Origin of the sequence: Paenibacillus rubinfantis, assembly GCF_001486505.1 — a bacterium.
Lineage (GTDB): Bacteria > Bacillota > Bacilli > Paenibacillales > Paenibacillaceae > Fontibacillus > Fontibacillus rubinfantis.
Genome location: NZ_LN909061.1, coordinates 1 through 18,667 on the forward strand (window position 1 = coordinate 1; position 18,667 = coordinate 18,667).

The following is an 18,667-nucleotide window of genomic DNA, read 5'->3' on the forward strand; positions in this document are numbered from 1 at the left end:
ATGGAGCTGACAGGTACTAATCGGTCGAGGGCTTATCCAAACAACTCCAAAAAGTGGCGTCTGGCTGAACAAGCCGATTCGAGCACTTGAGGAGACTAACACGCAAATTCGTTTCGTATCCAGTTTTCAGGCGATCAAAACGCTTGAACCGTTTGGTGGCGATGGCGGAGGGGTTCCACACGTTCCCATCCCGAACACGACCGTTAAGCCCTCCAGCGCCGATGGTACTTGGACCGAAGGGTCCTGGGAGAGTAGGACGCCGCCAAGCAACGTTCCCTGATAGCTCAGTCGGTAGAGCACTCGACTGTTAATCGAGTTGTCACAGGTTCGAGTCCTGTTCGGGGAGCCATTTGCTCTCATAGCTCAGTAGGTAGAGTGCATCCATGGTAAGGATGAGGTCACCGGTTCGATCCCGGTTGAGAGCTTCTCTACATAAGGCCCGTTGGTCAAGGGGTTAAGACACCTCCCTTTCACGGAGGTAACAGGGGTTCGAATCCCCTACGGGTCACCATCTTCATTCATATGTAGGTCCCAGATGTGGAGGCTTAGCTCAGCTGGGAGAGCATCTGCCTTACAAGCAGAGGGTCGGGGGTTCGATCCCCTCAGCCTCCACCATAGTATTGGGGATTAGCCAAGCGGTAAGGCAACGGACTTTGACTCCGTCATGCATAGGTTCGAATCCTATATCCCCAGCCACTTTTTCTTAGTAAGAGCCATTAGCTCAGTTGGTAGAGCACCTGACTTTTAATCAGGGTGTCGAAGGTTCGAGTCCTTCATGGCTCACCAGTTTATCCTTGCGCGTGTGGCGGAATTGGCAGACGCACTAGACTTAGGATCTAGCGTCTTTGACGTGGGGGTTCAAGTCCCTCCACGCGCACCATCTTTGCGGACGTGGCTCAGCGGTAGAGCATCGCCTTGCCAAGGCGAGGGTCGCGGGTTCGATTCCCGTCGTCCGCTCCATAACTTCATACGCGCCCTTAGCTCAGCTGGATAGAGCGTTTGACTACGAATCAAAAGGTCAGGAGTTCGAATCTCTTAGGGCGCGCCACTTTTTTCAAATTTCATATCACCTTAATGACGGGATGTAGCTCAGCTTGGTAGAGCACCTGGTTTGGGACCAGGGGGTCGCATGTTCGAATCGTGTCATCCCGACCATCTCTTTAAGGTGCGGGTGTAGTTCAATGGTAGAACTCCAGCCTTCCAAGCTGGTAGCGTGGGTTCGATTCCCATCACCCGCTCCATACATAACAGCAACATCATCGGATAAGATGATGTTTTTTGTTATAATTTTTGACCTAATTGCCTTCCCGGGTATAAAAGTTTTCTATCATTGGCTTATACCCTTGCATTTTACTGCTTTACCGTGTTAGGGTAAGTGAAGTTGAAAAAAATGCCCTCCGGGGCTTGTACTCAAGCTCTCCGGGATAAATTTCTTACAAATTAAGTGAAGATTTTCAGGGCAGTTTATTGTATGATGTTAAGAAACGCCTGACGAACACCATTTAGTCTGAAATGACAAAAGACGAAAATAATGCTGAATTTAGCTTGCTGCATTAGGGATGAAATGGGGGAGAAACATGACAGAGTTAACGGTTACCGCAGGAAAAGGCAACTCGAATAACCTGCTTCGGCGCGACATTCGTTTTTTGGGCAATATTCTAGGAGAGGTCCTGGTGCATCAGGGCGGCAATGAGCTCTTGGATATTGTCGAGAAGATACGTGAAGCCAGTAAATCCCTGCGGGCAGTATTTTTACCGGAACTGCATGAAGAATTTAAGGAAATGATCAATTCTTTGGAACCCGGTATCCGTCATCAGGTGATCCGTGCCTTTGCGATCTACTTCCAATTGGTGAATATTGCGGAGCAGAACAACCGAATTCGCCTTAAGCGCGATTACGAGCGGTCGGCCGGGGAGGCGGTTCAGACCGGCACCATCGAGGCGGCTGTCCGCGATCTCAAGGAGCAGGGATTTAATTATGCCGAGGCTCAAGAGATCCTAGAAGGTATGTCCTTGGAATTGGTCATGACGGCCCACCCGACGGAAGCGATGCGCCGCGCGATTCTGGACATCCACAAGCGGATTGCTGACGATGTTATGCAGCTCGATAACCCGACGCTCACGTTCCGGGAACGGGAACAGTTGCGGGAGAAGCTGCTCAACGAGGTCATTACCCTCTGGCAAACCGACGAACTGCGCGATCGCAAGCCTACTGTTCTGGATGAAGTCAGAAACGGCATGTATTATTTTCACGAAACTTTATTCCATGTGCTGCCCGAAGTGTATCAAGAACTGGAACGTTGCCTGACCAAGTACTATCCGGAGCATTACTGGCACGTACCTACCTACTTGCGTTTCGGCTCTTGGATCGGCGGCGACCGGGACGGGAATCCTTCGGTAACTTCGGATGTCACCTGGGAGACCCTGCGGATGCAACGCAAGCTGGCGGTTCGCGAATATCAGCGGATTTTGTCCGAGTTATTCAAGCACCTCAGCTTCAGTACCAGCATTGTGGATGTAACCGATGAGTTGATGGCCTCTATCCAACGGGATCGCCTTCAGGTTACTCTGCGCAAGACGCAGCAGTGGAATAACGATAAAGAGCCCTATCGTATCAAGCTAACATATATGACGGAGAAGCTGCACAATGTGTTGGATGATAGCAAGAAGGATACGCCTGAGCGCTACCCAAGCGTTGAAGCGTTTATCCAGGATCTGAACATCATCGACCGAAGCTTGCGTCATCACTACGCCGACTATGTTGCCGATACTCATATCAAGAAGTTGATCCGTCAAGCCGAGTTGTTTGGCTTCCATACGGCAACGTTGGATATTCGCCAGCACAGCAAAGAGCATGAGAATGCCATGACGGAAATTTTGGCGAAAATGAACATCGTGGACAACTACGCGGAGTTAGAGGAGCAAGAGAAGATCCAACTGTTGGAACGCTTGCTAAATGACCCGCGGCCTTTAACTTCTCCTTATCAGGAGTATAGCGAGAATACGAAGGAATGTCTGGATGTTTATCGCACGGTCTTTCTAGCGCAAAAAGAATACGGTCAGCAGTGTATCACCAGCTATCTCATCAGTATGACGGAGGCAGCGAGCGATATTCTCGAGGTGATGGTCTTCTCGAAAGAGGTAGGCTTGTTCCGCAAAGAAGCTGACGGCACGGTCGTCAGCACACTGCAGTCGGTACCTCTATTCGAAACGATTGACGATTTGCATGCTGCGCCGGGTATCATGCGCCAATTGTTCAGCATGCCGATCTATCGCCAGTCGGTGGCGGCAATGAACGATCTTCAGGAGATTATGCTCGGCTATTCCGATAGTAATAAAGACGGTGGCGTGGTTACCGCTAACTGGGAGCTGCGCGTAGCATTGAAGCAAATTACGGCGGCAGCCAATGATTTTGGCATTAAGCTGAAGTTCTTCCACGGACGCGGAGGTGCGCTTGGACGCGGCGGCATGCCGCTGAACCGCAGCATTCTCGTACAACCGCCGGAAACGATCGGGGGCGGAATCAAGATCACCGAGCAAGGCGAAGTGATTTCGTCACGGTATTCCTTGCGAGGCATCGCGTACCGGAGCTTGGAGCAAGCGACCTCGGCGTTGATTACCGCAGCGATTCAAGCGAAGCTCCATCAAGGAACAAGTCCGGAGGAGCAACATTGGGAAGAGATTATGGCGAGGATTTCCGAGACTTCGCTTCATAAATATCAGGACCTTGTTTTCCGTGAACCGGATTTCCTGAAGTTCTTCCGTGAATCGACGCCATTGGTTGAGGTGGGCGAATTAAATATCGGTTCACGTCCTTCCAAGCGGAAGAACAGCGATCGGTTTGAGGACCTGCGGGCGATTCCATGGGTATTTGCCTGGACGCAAAGCCGGTATTTATTCCCGGCATGGTATGCGGCGGGTACCGGCCTGCTGAACTACTACCAAAACAACGAAGAGAACCTCAAGGTGCTCCAGGAGATGTATCAGAATTTCTCGTTCTTTAGAACGGTCGTGGATACATTGCAATTTGCCCTGATCAAAGCGGACTTGGTGATCGCGAAGGAATACGCGAAGATGTGCTCGGATGATGAAGTCAAGGAACGGATCCTCAGCCAAATTGAAGAGGAATTCCATTTGACGCGGGATATGGTCTTGAAGATTGCCGGCATTAGCGAGATTCTCGATAACGTGCCTGGCCTGCAGGAGTCCATCCGCTTGCGTAACCCTTATGTGGATCCGCTCAGCTATTTGCAGGTTCAGCTCCTGACAGAGCTGCGCACAGCGCGAGACAAAGGATCTGATGACGCCGAGCTGCTGCGTGAAGTGCTGCTAACGATTAACGGAATTGCCGCCGGTCTTCGGAACACGGGCTGATACGCCTGCAAGTGGACGGGCAGGGATGCCAAGCCGGGCCTTCTCCATGAGGAGGTCCGGCTTTTTTGCTTTCAGCTTTTGCTGATATGTATTGCATTTTGCAAAAAGTTGCTTTAACATTTGAATGAAGTGCCGACGACTGGAAGACCCTTTTACCTTAGACCAAAGGGACGAAAAGCCGGACAGGCAGGGTATATGTATTCAAGGATATCAGGTACCTGAGCCCTTCCAACCGATTTGGGGGAAAATATGGTGGTGGAACATTTCGATGCAAGACTGGTGAAGCTGGCCCGTAAAGGAGATCAGGGAGCCTTCGCCGAACTTGTCGATCTATATAAAGATAAGCTTTATCATCTCGCATACCGGATGTTGTCCAACCGGCACGAAGCGGAGGATGTCGTGCAGGAGACGTTCTTAAGGGTGCACAAAAATTGGACCCGGTACGACGAAAAACAGAAGTTCTCCACGTGGATTTACCGGATCGCGACCAACTTGTGCATTGATCGGCTGCGCAAGCGGAAGCCAAGTTATTATTTGGATGCAGAAATGAATGACCAAGAAGGCATGGATGGGTACACGTTGATCCCTGGGGACGAACGCACGCCGGAAACGGAATACCTGCTGTCGGAAACACAGCAAACCATCCATCAAGCGATCGACGGCTTACCTGCCAAATATAAGTCGGTGATCGTGCTCCGCTATCTGCAGGAAATGTCGCTGCAGGAGATCAGCGAGGTGTTGGATATGCCGGTGACGACAGTCAAGACGCGCGTTCACCGCGGACGGGAATTTTTGCGCAAGAAGCTGGAACACAAAATGTTATAAATTTGGACGCGTCGCAAAGGATTTATTTTTGAAACGTATTTTGAACCGTTACGTATTGTAAGGTAGGACGACTATGATCTTAGCCGGCCCTCCGCTTTTCGCATAGATGATACTACTGAAAGGATTGGCTGATATGGAATGCAAACATGCCTCATCCATGATGCATGATTACCTGGACGGCGAACTGAGCCGCGACCATGTCGAACAGCTGAAGCTGCATCTAGACCAGTGTCCGGATTGCCTAAAGGAATTCAGGGAATTGGAACGAACCGAACTGATGTTGTTTGCGACAATTAAGCAGCACACGAACATCTCGGCTCCCGATGAACTGGTGAACCGGATCATCAGCCAGATCCCGAGTCAGCCCAAGCAACAGGCATGGATCCAATGGATCAAACGCCATCCGGCGTTGACGGCGGCCGCAATGTTCTTGCTGGTCATGCTGTTTAGCGCGGTATCGCTTTGGGATAGCGACGATCAACTCATTGTCAAAGGAGCGGACCTGGATCAGGTCATTATTCAAGGCGATACGGTAACCGTACCGCGCGATTCCAAAATCGTCGGGAATCTGACCATCGAGAACGGCAAAGCTGAAATTTACGGCGAAGTTCAAGGTAACTTGACCGTGATTGACGGCTCTTATTATCAAGCTTCCACGGCGCATATTTCGGGCGAAGTCAAGCAGATTGATCAAGCGCTGGACTGGATCTGGTACAGGATCATCAATACGTTTACGGAAGTCGCCTATAGGTGACGGATAGGACCATGATGAATAAATTGGCGCCTCCCCTTGGGGAATACGGCGCTTTTTTATTTGCGGGCAGCAGGGAAAAATTTACAACGGATACGAAATGAACCTATTTTTACTGGATGCTTGCATCTGACTTGTGAACGTTATAACCTAGTAATTAGGGGAAACTTATAGAGACAAGCTTGAACGCTGTACATATCGTTTCCTTGTCGGCGGGCCAAACGCCCGCAAGGAACATTCCGGGGGTCGCAGCATGAACTATTTTGTGAATCTGACTTGGCAGGATACCATCAAGGATGTAATCGATATCCTCATCGTTACTTATATAATATATCACCTGATTCTGCTTGTACGCGGAACGCGGGCCGTTCAACTGCTCAAGGGGATATTGGTTCTGGTGTTTATTTGGGCCGTGAGTACCTGGTTCGATTTGTACACGCTCAAATGGCTGATGAACCAGATGTTTACGTTTGGGGTTCTGGCGATCTTCATCATTTTTCAGCCGGAGCTTCGGCGTGCGTTGGAGCAGCTTGGACGGGGCAAGCTGTTTGGGCGGAATAGTGCGGATGAAGAAGAGTTCGGCAAAGAGATTGGCGAAATCATTAAGGCCGTAAATTATTTATCACGTAGAAAGATAGGGGCCCTTATCGTTTTTGAACGCGATACGGGATTAAACGAATATACCGAATCGGGGATTCCGATGCAGTCCATTATTTCTTCGCAGCTGTTAATCAACATCTTTATCCCGAATACCCCGCTGCATGATGGTGCCGTGATCGTTCAGGGGCACCGGATTTCCGCTGCGGCTTGCTATTTGCCGTTGTCGGAGAATCCGTTCATCAGCAAGGAGCTGGGGACAAGGCACCGGGCGGCGATCGGAATCAGCGAAGTGGGCGATGCGGTCTCCATCGTTGTCTCCGAGGAAACGGGGCAAATCTCGCTGGCGATTGACGGTCAGGTCGTGAGGGACATCAACGAGGAATCGCTGATTTCCAAGCTGTACGCGGAAATAGGGCCCAATGCCAACGTCAAAGACAAACGCAGCCCGTTCCGCAGACGGAAGGAGGCCGGCAAAAATGGATAAATGGCTGACTCATAACAATTTTGCCAAGGTCCTCGCGTTGGTGTTTAGTATCATCTTATGGGCTATGGTGCATCTGGACAGCGGAACCCCCGTTGACTCCACAACCCTAGCGCAGTCGAGATACATCGACAACGTCAAAATCGAAGTGACCGGATTTGACGACGACAAATATATTCTGTATGACCTTGAGCCAAGTTCCGTGCGCATGGAGGTTAAGGGAAAGCGGCTTGATTTAACCACGAACTTCTCCGATTTTAAGGCAAGACTGGATCTTGAAAATCTGGGACCCGGGACGTTTACCCTCCCGTTGACCCATGAGCTTCCTCCTGGGGTGGATCTCATCTCAATGGATCCTTCCATTGTGAAGGTGACGATAGAGGCGAAGGAGACCCGATCAATGCCCGTGACCATCGTCACAAAAGGGGAGCCGGCCGATGGATTGGTGCTGGGGACTCCAATTGTAGCTGGGAGCGGTACTGTGGACGTAACTCTGCCGGCAAGCGAAGTGAGCGATTTAAGCAAAGTGGAAGGCACGGTGGACGTCACGGGGCTAAAGGAATCGGTCAAAGGCAAAAGCGTCAAGCTGACGGCATATGATATGCAAGGGCAACCGATGGAAAATGCGAAAATTTCGCCTAGCTCCGTGGATGTGGAAGTGCCGATCAATAAGCTATACAAAAACGTGCCATTAGAGGTACGTAAGTCCGGGCAGCTGCCTTCCGGGTATGTCTTGACCGGTGTGGAGACCGATGTGGAAGGGGTCGTTCTGTATGGCTCCAAGGAAGCGTTAGAGGGTATTTCCTCCTATCCGCTGACGGTCGACTTGAGTCGTTTTGACGGTTCGACTGAGACTAAATACTCGGTGGACTTGACTCCTCCGGAAGGTTTTGAGAAAATCGAGCCGAGCTCTGTCACGATCACAATCCATGTTATGCCTGGCGGGCAAAAGCAGCTGGACGGGATTCCCGTCACGTTAAAAAATACCGGATCTCTGTACGACGTAAAGTGGGTTCGGCCGACCGATCCGAAGCTGAGCCTGACGGTTGTCGGGCCCAGCGAGGTGTTGGAAGCTCTCCAACCGGAGAGTATTCAGCTGACAGCGGACCTGGCGCATCTGGGAGCGGGAACGCATACCGTCCCGATCGAGGTGAAGCTGCCGCAGGGGGTGGAATTGGCGGACCCAAGTCTCTCAATGACTGTTGACGTCGAGCTGACGGAGAAGGGAAATCCGGCCTCCGGTGAGCCTGTGGAGCCGACGGATCCGGCGGACGGCACTCAAAACCAGGCCGGAAACGGAACGCCATCCCATCCAGAGGGGGAAGGCAATGCGACGCAGGAAGGCAACTCAGGCAACGGGACATAACTAGAACATAAGCGGACAACCAAGAATATAGACCGGACAATCGCTACCTGGGAGACGAGGAGAACGGTACGGTGCTGGCAAAATGTTGAAGGAGTGAAATCATGGGGAAATATTTTGGTACGGATGGCGTAAGAGGAATTGCGAATAAAGAATTGACAGCGGAGCTGGCTTATCAGATCGGACGCTGCGGGGGTTACGTACTGGCTGGCCAGGCGCCTAAGCCAAAGGTAGTCATCGGTATGGATACGCGTATTTCGGGCGTCATGCTGGAGTCTGCGCTGGTAGCGGGGATGCTGTCGATCGGCGCGGATGTCATTCGTTTGGGGGTTGTTACGACGCCAGCAGTGGCTTATTTAACCCGTTTGCTTCAAGCGGACGCGGGCGTGATGATCTCCGCTTCCCACAATCCGGTGGAGGATAACGGCATCAAATTTTTTGGCAGCGACGGCTTTAAATTGTCGGACGATACGGAGCTGCAAATCGAAGAGCTGCTCGACAAGGCCGTCGACGAATTGCCGCGGCCGATCGGCGGCGGTTTGGGGACGGTAACGGTTGATAATGAGTCGAAGCTGAAGTACCTCGATCATCTAAAAACGACGATCAGCTCCTCGTTCAAAGGGCTGAAGGTTGTACTGGATTGTGCCAACGGAGCCGCCTATGAGCTGGCCCCTAAGCTGTTCCGTGAACTGGGAGCCGAAGTGTACACGCTGGCAGCTGAGCCAAATGGCCTGAACATTAACGATCATTGCGGATCCACGCATCCGGAGCGTTTGAAAGAGGAAGTCGTGCGTTTGGGCGCCCATCTTGGTCTTGCCTTTGACGGCGATGCGGATCGATTGATCGCGATCGACGAGTTAGGTGAAGAAGTGGACGGCGACTACATCCTGTGCATCTGCGGCGACGCGATGAACAAAGCCGGCAAGTTGAAAGACAACACGGTCGTTTCGACGGTGATGAGTAATTTTGGCTTCTACAAGGCGACGAAGAAACTGGGGCTCGCTACCCAGCAAACCGCGGTTGGCGACCGTTATGTGATGGCGGAAATGCTGCGCGGCGGCTATAACCTGGGCGGGGAGCAATCCGGGCACGTGATTTTCCTGGACTATAATACGACCGGGGATGGCATCTTGACGGCGATCCAGCTGGTGGATACGCTGTTGGCCTCCGGCCAACCGCTTAGTGAACTGAAAAAAGTCATGAAGCAGTATCCGCAGGTGCTGGTAAACGTTCGCGTTCAGGATAAGAGCAAGTTTGCCGGGAACGCCTTGATTGCCGAAGCAATCGCCGAAGTGGAGCAAGAGCTAGGCGATAACGGACGTGTGCTGGTGCGGCCGTCGGGAACGGAATCCCTCATCCGCGTTATGGCTGAAGGACCGGAGAAGGCGCAGTTGGAACAACTAGTTGCGCAAATCGTAGAGGTCGTGGAGAAACAGCTGGTGTAACGACCCGACTTTTGGGATTGAATATAGGACCTTCAAGGACCGCTGAACGGGAGTGACTTCCTGTTCGGCGGTTTTTTGCTTAGGATTACAGTATCTTTTGGCCTCCTTTTGACGATTATCCCGTTGCATCAGGGTATGCGTAACCGAAATGACGGTCCCGCATTTCTGAACGAAAGGGATCATCGTGCAAAGAGGTGTGAGATGGACCCTAAGTACCCTGAGGAACCTAGATGTCATAGCTCAACGGGGGAAGGAGGGGTGTTGTTCTGGGTCGGAAGGGTAAAAAGCACGGTTTGGTGAAACGGGACAAGATGATCATTGCCAAATCGTGTGAAGGTGCATATAATTAAGCATATTCGAGCAAAGAAAGCGAGGGTCGTGAGGTTATCTGAAAGTTAAGCGCCAGAACTTCATTGTGTGCGTACATTGGGATCGCAGCGGGGAACCAAGCGCTCTCAGGAGACGATGCCGAGTGGGCAGGGGCGGAAGGCCAGCCTGTCAGCGGCAGCAGGGATCTTGAGATGTCAGCGAATCCTAAGGTACGGCAAAGCGAAGTTGACGAGGTGGAGGTGTTCGGAATGTTCGGCGGGGGCCTCCCGGTGCTGCATCGCACCGTAACCGCATCGGCAAAAGGAAGGGGCGACCATTCCCACAAACCGTGCGGGCAGATGGATCAACACATTCATCGGACTTTCATGAATGTACGTAAGCAAGCAGCGCGGAAGATTCCGCGGTAGACGGAGCAACATGGGCATTCGTGAAAAAAGGGTTGGAAATTGCAGAAGAGTCTGCATTCGACCGATAGGTTTTTTGACAATTGAATAGTTCTGTCTAGGTATACCGCGTGAATATTCTTCCGGGTTCCGCTTCTTACGGCCAAAAACCATCTTGTAAGAATGAAACGGAGGATAACATATTATGTGTGGTATCGTTGGATATATTGGGAATCGGGATACGCAGTCGGTGTTGCTTGAAGGGTTGAAGAAGCTGGAATATCGCGGGTACGACTCGGCGGGCATCGCGGTGTTTACGTCGGATGGCTTGAAAATCGCGAAATCGCTGGGACGTCTGGCGAATCTGGAGTCGAAGCTGGAAGGTGCACCACTTAAGGGATCGGCCGGGATTGGCCATACCCGCTGGGCTACGCATGGCAAACCGTCTGATGTGAATTCCCATCCGCATACCGACCATACCCAGAAGTTTTCGGTCGTGCATAACGGGATTGTCGAAAACTATCTGGACTTGAAGGAAGAGCTGATCGAGCAAGGGTATGTTTTTGTCTCGGAAACGGATACCGAGGTGATTTCCCATCTGGTGGCCCGCGAATATCAAGGCGATATCGTGAAAGCCGTTCAGAAAGCGATCCGTTATATGCGCGGCGCTTTTGCGCTTGGGGTCCTGACAGAGTATGAACCTGAGAAGCTGGTAGCCGTTCGTCAAGCCAGCCCGCTCATTATCGGCCTCGGCGATGGCGAGAACTTTATCGGCTCCGACATTCCGGCTTTGTTGAATTATACGCGGAACGTGTATATTCTGAACGATGGCGAGATGGCGGTGTTAACAAAGGATGCTGTCGAATTGATGACGATCGAGGGGAATTTTATTTCTCGGGAAATGATTCGTGTCGATTGGGACGCCGTGACTGCAGAAAAAGGCGGTTTCGATCATTTCATGCTGAAGGAGATCCACGAGCAGCCGAAGGCATACCGCGATACGATGCTCGGACGAATCGACGAAAGCGGGCGTAAGGTTGTGCTTCCAGGCTTGAAGCTGTCGGATGAAAAAATCCGCAGCTTGACCTCGATCCATGTCATTGCCTGCGGTACGGCTTATAATGCCGGGCTGGTCGGCGGGACCGCGATCGAGCAACTGGTGCGCATCCCGGTGATGAACGACGTCGCTTCGGAATACCGTTATCGCTCACCGTTGATTACGCCGGATACACTCGTAATCGTTGTCAGCCAATCCGGTGAAACGGCGGATACGCTGGCGGCGCTGCGTGAAGCGCAAGCGAACGGCGCGCATGTGCTGGCCATCACCAACGTGGTAGGCAGCTCGATCGCCCGTGACGCCGACGATGTGATTGCGACGCTGGCCGGACCGGAAATCGCCGTGGCTTCGACGAAGGCGTACACGTCGCAGCTGATTGCGTTCTACCTGCTTGGCCTGTACATGGCTCAAGTGCGTGGTACGCAAAGCGAAGACGACGTAGCCCATGTCATCGCCGCGATGCAGTCGCTGCCGGAACAGGTGGAAAGCATGCTGGCTCAAGCCGACACGGTGAAAGCTTATGCTGAGCAAATTTCCGGCCATGAGCATCTGTTCTTTATCGGACGTGGCCTCGACTATTCCGTCGTCCAAGAAGGCTCGCTGAAGCTGAAAGAGATTTCCTACATTCACTCCGAAGCGTACGCCGCTGGTGAGTTGAAGCACGGTACGCTGGCCTTAATCGAGGAAGGCGTTCCAGTGATCGCGCTTGCGACGCAGGAATCCGTGCTGGAGAAAACGGTCAGCAACATCAAGGAAGTGAAGGCCCGCGGTGCAGACGTGATGGCGATTACGCACGAGGAACATGTGCCTGACCTGCTGAAGTCCGTTGACCAAGCGCTGGCCATTCCGAAGACGCTGCCGCTGCTGACACCGGCCTTGTCCGTTGTACCGTTGCAACTGCTCGCGTACTACGCAGCCCTGGCTCGCGGCAACGACGTCGACAAGCCACGGAACTTGGCGAAGAGCGTGACGGTGGAGTAAGGATAGAGGAATAAGCGATGTAGTCGTGCAACGCAAATAAAGTTATTTACCAGCAAATTAAATTCATATAAGAGTCGAGCAGATTCAGGAGGATTTCCTGACATTTGCTCGGCTTTTCTTTTTAGTTCAGGGGCGGGAGAGAGGGAGAAGGTAGGAGAATGCGGGGTTCTTCTCGAATCTTATCTCAGGGGCGTTTCGAAGGTGTTTACCCAGGTGATATTCTTGATTGGGACATGTTAGATACATAAGCGAAAAGGTAGAGTGTTAGATTAGAGGTGTAAGCAAAGAATAATATGAATGATTAGGAGGTATCTAGGTAATGTCGTTTATAGAGTTAAGGTATCTCTGCCTCAAGAATATATCGAAATACTGTGTGGTTGCTTAAAAGATGATTAAGTACCAATAAATGCTCCAGTTCATAATTGAACGGAGCTTTTTACATCATATGAAAGCGGGAGGAAACATGACAGAACCATACTTAGCAACTTTTGAGGACGTTTGGAATAATAGTTTACTTGTTTTTGATACAAACAGCTTGCTTCGAATTTATGAGTGGAATATTGATAAGGCTATTGAATTTAAAGATGTTTTGAATTTCAAAATTGAAAGCATATGGATTCCCCATCAAGTAAATTTAGAGTTTACGAAGCATGTTGAACACGCCGAGGCTTTTAATAAATATACGGATATAATTGTTAGGTTAGAAAACCAGCCAATAAAATGGGGAAAGATTCGGAAGGCGTTTAAGAGATGGGAAAGCAATGGTTATGAAGAGGATTTTAAGCAAAAAGTCATGGAGTTGGAGATAAGGGGGGTTCGTCCTGAAAAATTACTTGAACTCAAGCAATTCACAGATAAACTTCATTCTGAACACAGGCGTATTATACCAATCAATTCGATATTTAAAGAGTTGTTTTCAAATGTTGGCGAGCCATTTTTGAATTCCGAAGAACAAAAGCTATTAAAGGAATTTGATGAAACACCTCTCGCTCCAGGCTATATGGATAGAGAAAAACGAAATGCAAACGCTCATGGTGACTTCTTTGTTTGGAAGCAAATTCAAAGAAAATCCATTAAATCATCTCGTGATATCATCTTCATTACATTGGACCTGAAAGAAGATTGGTTCAGTGACAAAAAAGAGCAATTGCCTCGAGAAGATTTACTCAAAGAGTTTTATGAAATAACCCAAAATCGAATTATTATCATCTCTCTGACTTCTTTTTTAGAGCAGTGCTCTGTTTATTTGAATGAAGATATCCGAGAATTAGTAGCTTATTCATCCATCCAAGATGAGGTTAGGGAGTTCTTTGATCAGTGGTTCCCAGATCAACTCCTCGATAAAATCAATAAATACTTGGCCGAAGATGATACGATCAAGGATGAAATGGAGTCAGTGTTGGAAGTTTGTATTGATACAGTTTCTTTCGAAGGTGTGACCGAGCATCAATTCAATCTTGATGATCATGAAATAATTGAGAATGATGATAGTTACATCGTTTTTCATACACATATTGATCTTACAGCTGATTTTGATGCCAATGCCCATTGTGCAAACGAGGACTTCGAACTTGGGACTGCTTCAGTAGAACTGCGGGTATGGATTAATATTACTGTTGAAAAAGAGTGGCAGTCTGAGGATTCAGATCGAGTGGCTTTTAAAAGAGAAGCTGAAAGTGTTGACATCATTGACATAGAGTTTTTAGGAGCGTCGGGTGATTTTGATGATCAAGATTTCGATGAATACGACGACTACGATGACTACGACGATGATTATGATGAGGATATGGAGTATGAATACGAAGATGACAAGAACTAATGCTTTCAGGGTCCCTTTATATAACAACTATTTCCGGGCTTTACTGAGGCAGCCCAGATGCCTCGATGATTCGTCCCGGCTTCAGTCGAGAAATGCTAAAGGCTGTTGCCGAACAAGCGCTATCCACCTGGCCTACCGGCAGTTCCGCGATTTCTAGTAGGTCATTCTGACGTCTAGTGTTAAGTATATAGTTGAGCGAAAATGCAAACAAAACAAAGGTTGCCTTATTCATTCAAGGCAACCTTTTTGTATTGAGTGTTTTGCTGATTACGCCCATGTCGTAATTGTTTCAATAGGCAAACGGTAGGAAGGATAACCCTCCTTAACTGCTTTGCCGATGGAGATCATCATGACCGGTTGGTACCGTTCCTTATCCAGACCAAAGGTTTCTGCGATCCGCTCCTTATCATAACCAGCCATCGGGTTCGTGTCATACCCGTGGGCACGGGCCACCAGCATCAGCTGCATCGAAACAAGGCTTGAGTCAATCAGATTCATAGTGTGCAAACCGAGATCGTCCAAGCCGGCATAGTACTCCTTCGATTGTTGGAGTTGCATATCGGCGATATCCTGCGGCATGTATCCGAGTTCAACGGATCTGCCGATAATATCGTCCAAATAGTCAATGTTGTGTTTATCGTAAAATACCGCGATAACAGCCGAGGAGGTCTGAGCTTGCGTCTGGTTGAAGGAGGCCAACGGCAGAAGCTTTTCCTTTCCTTCTACGCTGTCGATGACGAGGAAGCGCCAAGGCTGCATGTTAATGGCCGACGGAGCTCGGGAGGCTTCCGCCAACATTTCGGTCATTTCTTCCCGGCTGATTTTGACTTCAGGGTCATAAACTTTAACGGAACGGCGCTCAAACACGATTTTATTAAAATCGTTTGTTTCTTGGAAATGGCGAATACTGTTGATTTCACTCATGAATCATTCTCTCCTCTTATCCTCTTTTTCATTTGTGAGATCGGACTACATGTTGCTTATCCTCACTAGGAGGATTGTAAACTATGAAGTATACTTAATAGCAAGATAGGAAAATGAGGTGATTGATATGAAGATAAGTGAAGTCGCAAAAAGGATTGACCTTCCCATATCAACGATCCGTTATTATGAGAAAATTGGCATTATTACAGATGAATATCTCCTGAGAGATCAAAATAATTATCGGGTCTATGATCCGGAAGTTATCCGTTATCTGAATGTTGTCAAAAATTGTTTGTCCGTTGGTTTTACAATTCGTGATATCAAATCGATGATCGCAAAAAATGGAATGTCCAAAGAAGAACAAACGCGTACGATTAAAGAAAAAATATCCGAAATCGAAAATGCTCAACAAAAGTTGGAGGATTCCAAGAAAAGTCTGTACGAGCTTATTGAAATGGATATTACGTGTGAGGAGGGGTTCGGAAAATATGCTTGAGTCGATTCGCATCCCTCCCAAAAGAAGCCACTCCATTTCGGGAGTGGCTTCTTTACTGCTATATTATAGATCAATTTTCCAAGTTCCTAACTTCTTGGCGAATTCCGGATCATGGTACGACAGGAAGAGCGTTTCCCCCGTGTCGAGGGAGGTAATACGTTCGATATCGTCTGCACTTAACTCAAAATCGAAGATGTCGATGTTTTCGATAATTCGTTCCTTGCGGACCGATTTGGGAATGGCCACGATATCCTGCTGAACCAACCAGCGCAATACGACCTGAGCGATGGTTTTGTTATGTTTGTCCGCGATCGAAGCTAAGACTTCGTTGCTGAACAGGTTGCCCCTTCCCTCTGCGAACGGCGCCCAGGATTGGTGATGCACTCCCTGCTCCTTCATAAATGCGGCGCTCTTGGCCTGTTGATAGAACGGGTGGGTCTCGACCTGGTTGACGGCGGGGACGATTTCGTTATGCACGATGAGGTCCATGAGGCGGTCGGGCAGGAAGTTGCTGACGCCAATCGCCCGGATGTGGCCTTCCCGATACAGCTCCTCCATCGCGCGCCAAGCGCCGTAATAATCGCCAAACGGTTGATGAATCAGGTACAGATCGAGGTAGTCGAGCTGCAGTTTTTTTAAGGATTTGGCAAAAGCCAGCTTGCCGCTTTCGTAACCGGCATCCTGAATCCAGAGCTTGGTTGTGATAAACAACTCCTCCCGAGGGATACCGCTGCGTTTGATCGCGCGTCCGACCGCTTCCTCGTTCAGATAACCAGAGGCGGTGTCGATCAGCCGGTAACCAGCCATTAGCGCCTCGTATACCACGTCCTCACATTGCTTCGCATCGGGAATTTGGTAGACTCCAAAGCCGAGGAGCGGCATGTTTACCCCGTTATTTAAGGTGACTGTTTTTTGCATGGTGATTCCTCCCACTAGGATAAAGTATGGAGCAACCGGCGGCGAATCCCGGAAAGGATTAGATCACAATGCGGGATTTCGGATTCCGCCGATTTGCATTACACTAAGCTTAGTGCCTTCGTGTAACACGAAGGCAAATGGGCTTTATCCATTTTTTATTAAAGGGGGGATCACCCATGTACACAGTCAAAGAGGCTGCCCAGATCACGGGGCTTACCGAGCACGCGATTCGCTTTTACACGGACAAGGGGCTTGTGCCAAGCTTACAGCGCGATCAGAACAACATTCGATTGTTCGATGAAGAATCGATCAATTGGCTGCACGGCATTAAATGCCTGAAGCAATCCGGGATGCCGATTGGAGTGATCAAAACCTACGTCGATCTCTGTCTCGAAGGGGATTCGACTATCCCGCAACGCTTTGAACTGATGATGGCACATAAAGAGGCAGCGCTCGCCAAGCTTGAAGAAGCTAAACGGCATGTGGCCCATCTGGAAGAGAAAACCGTTCTCTATCAGGACATTCTGGAGCATCGCTCTCCGGACACCACCAATCCGGCCAACTGGGATCGAATACGGCATATGCATCGTGACGTGTTTTATTCGCCTGCGGTAGAGAAGGCCTCCAACAAGTAAAATCAAATTTATATTATTGCCACCGATGAATCCAGCCTATTTCCCTCGTCTACATTTACAGAAGGACCAAATTACCGAGAGAAAGGTTGTTGATTTTAAATGGGAGCTCAAATTTACGCGTATTTAATGTCGGAGGATGCGAGACGCCAAGCCAATTTCTATATCGAGGCGTTAGGCGGAGAAATTCAGTTTCTTGCGACTTATGGAGATACGCCGGGAACACCGGAAGCGATGAAGGATAAAGTGATGCATTTGGCTGTGAATGTAGCGGGGACGAACACGATAATGTTTGCAGATTCTATGGAGCCGGTATCTTATCATCGCAGCACCAGCCTGTCCTTGGTTTATGATGATCTGGAGGAAGCGACGGCGGCTTACGCCAAGTTGAGCCAGGGGGGAGAGAGCAGATATCCGTTTGCCCTTCAACCATGGGGAGCGCATTACGGCGAGGTCATCGATCCATTTGGCGTAACGTGGATGATCACCAAGCAGTAAGCTGAGGCTGTCGAGATGTGGATCTCGGCAGTCTTTTTCTTTTATGTCATAGGTATCCTAGTCGAATTTGACTCCAGGGAATCCAGCGGTTATGATTAACTCAACGATCGTTTAGTGAAAAAGAAAGAAGGTCGACCGATGCCCACCGAGCGTAAAACAACCAACCGAATGACCAGCCGGGATCAGCAGGCGGCTGAACGCCGGCAGCAAATCCTGGATATCGCCAAACGACTGTTTGCGGAGAAGGGATATCACGCCACCTCCATGCGCGAATTAAATAAAGAGATCGGCATGGCGGAGGCGTTGACCTATCATTATTTTCCCGGAGGGAAGCTGGAAATTCTGAAATCGGTGCTGCAAACCGCACAGGAAGATAGAATCTCCAAATTCGTGGAGTTTTTTGATGAATTGTTTCAAGGCGGGGCGGAGCTGGAGGACGTTCTGCTTCCGTTAATTGAAGGGATTACTCAGCGGTTTAAGGAGGACCAGCCCTATTTTCAAATCCTGATACGCGAACGCAATTTGCTTGACCAAGAGCAGCAGGAGGCTTTAAATGGACTGACGAAACAACCCTTTGAAGCCCTGGCGGATTATCTATCGAAGCTGGCAGCCAAGGGAGATGTTCGCAGCATGAATTTTGAGATGGCGGCTTCGCAATTTTTATCCCATATTGTGGTTCGCGTTGTCCGGGAAAGCTGGAATGGCGGAGAACTCCGGCCGGAGGAAATGCAGCAGATCGCCGATTTTTACATGCAACTGTGGTCGAAATAATTTTTTTGACCATTTAACTC

General features: G+C 49.7%; 15 protein-coding genes, 11 tRNA genes and 1 rRNA gene. 25 read left to right on the forward strand and 2 right to left on the reverse strand.

The features are described 5' to 3' along the window. The first annotated feature begins 151 nt into the window (after positions 1-151). The 21 genes from rrf to BN3277_RS25690 all read left to right on the forward strand — a co-directional run bounded on the left by rrf (position 152) and on the right by BN3277_RS25690 (position 14,408). Positions 152-268: ribosomal RNA gene (gene rrf / locus BN3277_RS02510) — 5S ribosomal RNA — on the forward strand. A 5-nt stretch (positions 269-273) separates the two neighbouring features. Further along, positions 274-349: transfer RNA gene (locus BN3277_RS02515), tRNA-Asn, on the forward strand. A gap of 3 nt (positions 350-352) precedes the next feature. Then, positions 353-425, forward strand: a tRNA-Thr gene (locus tag BN3277_RS02520). Between the two features lie 11 nt (positions 426-436). Beyond that, positions 437-511 (forward strand) — tRNA-Glu (locus BN3277_RS02525). 28 nt (positions 512-539) lie between these two features. After that, a tRNA-Val gene (locus BN3277_RS02530) sits at positions 540-615 on the forward strand. Between the two features lie 6 nt (positions 616-621). Next, positions 622-696, forward strand: a tRNA-Gln gene (locus tag BN3277_RS02535). A 14-nt stretch (positions 697-710) separates the two neighbouring features. Further along, a tRNA-Lys gene (locus BN3277_RS02540) sits at positions 711-786 on the forward strand. A gap of 10 nt (positions 787-796) precedes the next feature. Next, positions 797-880 (forward strand) — tRNA-Leu (locus BN3277_RS02545). Between the two features lie 5 nt (positions 881-885). Further along, positions 886-960, forward strand: a tRNA-Gly gene (locus tag BN3277_RS02550). An 11-nt stretch (positions 961-971) separates the two neighbouring features. Next, positions 972-1,048 (forward strand) — tRNA-Arg (locus BN3277_RS02555). 30 nt (positions 1,049-1,078) lie between these two features. Beyond that, positions 1,079-1,155 (forward strand) — tRNA-Pro (locus tag BN3277_RS02560). A gap of 12 nt (positions 1,156-1,167) precedes the next feature. After that, positions 1,168-1,241: transfer RNA gene (locus tag BN3277_RS02565), tRNA-Gly, on the forward strand. 336 nt (positions 1,242-1,577) lie between these two features. Beyond that, positions 1,578-4,373, forward strand: coding sequence for a phosphoenolpyruvate carboxylase (gene ppc, locus BN3277_RS02570; RefSeq protein ID WP_059040743.1), 2,796 nt, complete (start codon positions 1,578-1,580; stop codon positions 4,371-4,373). A gap of 249 nt (positions 4,374-4,622) precedes the next feature. Next, entirely contained in the window at positions 4,623-5,198 is a 576-nt protein-coding gene (sigW, locus tag BN3277_RS02575; RefSeq protein ID WP_187380023.1) for an RNA polymerase sigma factor SigW, read from the forward strand. 133 nt (positions 5,199-5,331) lie between these two features. Beyond that, positions 5,332-5,952, forward strand: a complete 621-nt coding sequence (locus BN3277_RS02580) for a zf-HC2 domain-containing protein (protein WP_059040744.1) — start codon at positions 5,332-5,334, stop codon at positions 5,950-5,952. Between the two features lie 250 nt (positions 5,953-6,202). Beyond that, on the forward strand, positions 6,203-7,033 hold the full coding sequence (gene cdaA, locus BN3277_RS02585; protein ID WP_059040745.1) for a diadenylate cyclase CdaA: 831 nt from the start codon (positions 6,203-6,205) through the stop codon (positions 7,031-7,033). Further along, a complete protein-coding gene (locus BN3277_RS02590; protein ID WP_059040746.1) occupies positions 7,026-8,396 on the forward strand; it encodes a CdaR family protein in 1,371 nt (456 codons plus the stop codon). The genes cdaA and BN3277_RS02590 overlap by 8 nt, the downstream gene beginning before the upstream one ends. 101 nt (positions 8,397-8,497) lie before the next feature. Then, entirely contained in the window at positions 8,498-9,838 is a 1,341-nt protein-coding gene (glmM, locus tag BN3277_RS02595) for a phosphoglucosamine mutase (protein ID WP_059040747.1), read from the forward strand. 521 nt (positions 9,839-10,359) lie between these two features. After that, positions 10,360-10,575, forward strand: a complete 216-nt coding sequence (locus BN3277_RS02600) for a hypothetical protein (protein WP_148500958.1) — start codon at positions 10,360-10,362, stop codon at positions 10,573-10,575. A 181-nt stretch (positions 10,576-10,756) separates the two neighbouring features. Then, positions 10,757-12,589 carry a glutamine--fructose-6-phosphate transaminase (isomerizing) gene (gene glmS / locus BN3277_RS02605; protein WP_059040749.1) on the forward strand — a complete coding sequence of 611 codons (1,833 nt, stop codon included), beginning with the start codon at positions 10,757-10,759 and terminating at the stop codon, positions 12,587-12,589. A gap of 463 nt (positions 12,590-13,052) precedes the next feature. Continuing rightward, positions 13,053-14,408 carry a PIN-like domain-containing protein gene (locus BN3277_RS25690; RefSeq protein ID WP_059040750.1) on the forward strand — a complete coding sequence of 452 codons (1,356 nt, stop codon included), beginning with the start codon at positions 13,053-13,055 and terminating at the stop codon, positions 14,406-14,408. A 267-nt stretch (positions 14,409-14,675) separates the two neighbouring features. Here the strand turns inward: BN3277_RS25690 and BN3277_RS02615 are convergent, their stop codons facing one another. Then, on the reverse strand, positions 14,676-15,332 hold the full coding sequence (locus BN3277_RS02615; protein WP_059040751.1) for a nitroreductase family protein: 657 nt from the start codon (positions 15,330-15,332) through the stop codon (positions 14,676-14,678). 127 nt (positions 15,333-15,459) lie between these two features. Here BN3277_RS02615 and BN3277_RS02620 point away from each other — a divergent pair, with 127 nt between their 5' ends. Next, entirely contained in the window at positions 15,460-15,828 is a 369-nt protein-coding gene (locus tag BN3277_RS02620) for a helix-turn-helix domain-containing protein (protein ID WP_059040752.1), read from the forward strand. A gap of 63 nt (positions 15,829-15,891) precedes the next feature. On the opposite strand, the gene BN3277_RS02625 is transcribed toward BN3277_RS02620, so the two are convergent. Then, positions 15,892-16,746, reverse strand: coding sequence for an aldo/keto reductase (locus tag BN3277_RS02625; RefSeq protein ID WP_059040753.1), 855 nt, complete (start codon positions 16,744-16,746; stop codon positions 15,892-15,894). A gap of 176 nt (positions 16,747-16,922) precedes the next feature. Between BN3277_RS02625 and BN3277_RS02630 the strand changes: the two genes are divergently transcribed. From BN3277_RS02630 to BN3277_RS02640, 3 genes are all read left to right on the forward strand, one after another. After that, a complete protein-coding gene (locus tag BN3277_RS02630) occupies positions 16,923-17,381 on the forward strand; it encodes a MerR family transcriptional regulator (protein WP_059040754.1) in 459 nt (152 codons plus the stop codon). A 99-nt stretch (positions 17,382-17,480) separates the two neighbouring features. Further along, entirely contained in the window at positions 17,481-17,876 is a 396-nt protein-coding gene (locus BN3277_RS02635) for a VOC family protein (protein ID WP_059040755.1), read from the forward strand. A 138-nt stretch (positions 17,877-18,014) separates the two neighbouring features. Further along, a complete protein-coding gene (locus BN3277_RS02640; protein WP_059040756.1) occupies positions 18,015-18,647 on the forward strand; it encodes a TetR/AcrR family transcriptional regulator in 633 nt (210 codons plus the stop codon). Positions 18,648-18,667 lie beyond the last annotated feature (20 nt).

Bases quoted from the DNA above. Each gene is read 5' to 3' on its own strand.
- ppc (WP_059040743.1), top strand. From the start codon at position 1,578: ATGACAGAGTTAACGGTTACCGCAGGAAAAGGCAACTCGAATAACCTG.
- sigW (WP_187380023.1), top strand. From the start codon at position 4,623: ATGGTGGTGGAACATTTCGATGCAAGACTGGTGAAGCTGGCCCGTAAA.
- BN3277_RS02580 (WP_059040744.1), top strand. From the start codon at position 5,332: ATGGAATGCAAACATGCCTCATCCATGATGCATGATTACCTGGACGGC.
- cdaA (WP_059040745.1), top strand. From the start codon at position 6,203: ATGAACTATTTTGTGAATCTGACTTGGCAGGATACCATCAAGGATGTA.
- BN3277_RS02590 (WP_059040746.1), top strand. From the start codon at position 7,026: ATGGATAAATGGCTGACTCATAACAATTTTGCCAAGGTCCTCGCGTTG.
- glmM (WP_059040747.1), top strand. From the start codon at position 8,498: ATGGGGAAATATTTTGGTACGGATGGCGTAAGAGGAATTGCGAATAAA.
- BN3277_RS02600 (WP_148500958.1), top strand. From the start codon at position 10,360: ATGTCAGCGAATCCTAAGGTACGGCAAAGCGAAGTTGACGAGGTGGAG.
- glmS (WP_059040749.1), top strand. From the start codon at position 10,757: ATGTGTGGTATCGTTGGATATATTGGGAATCGGGATACGCAGTCGGTG.
- BN3277_RS25690 (WP_059040750.1), top strand. From the start codon at position 13,053: ATGACAGAACCATACTTAGCAACTTTTGAGGACGTTTGGAATAATAGT.
- BN3277_RS02615 (WP_059040751.1), bottom strand. From the start codon at position 15,332: ATGAGTGAAATCAACAGTATTCGCCATTTCCAAGAAACAAACGATTTT.
- BN3277_RS02620 (WP_059040752.1), top strand. From the start codon at position 15,460: ATGAAGATAAGTGAAGTCGCAAAAAGGATTGACCTTCCCATATCAACG.
- BN3277_RS02625 (WP_059040753.1), bottom strand. From the start codon at position 16,746: ATGCAAAAAACAGTCACCTTAAATAACGGGGTAAACATGCCGCTCCTC.
- BN3277_RS02630 (WP_059040754.1), top strand. From the start codon at position 16,923: ATGTACACAGTCAAAGAGGCTGCCCAGATCACGGGGCTTACCGAGCAC.
- BN3277_RS02635 (WP_059040755.1), top strand. From the start codon at position 17,481: ATGGGAGCTCAAATTTACGCGTATTTAATGTCGGAGGATGCGAGACGC.
- BN3277_RS02640 (WP_059040756.1), top strand. From the start codon at position 18,015: ATGCCCACCGAGCGTAAAACAACCAACCGAATGACCAGCCGGGATCAG.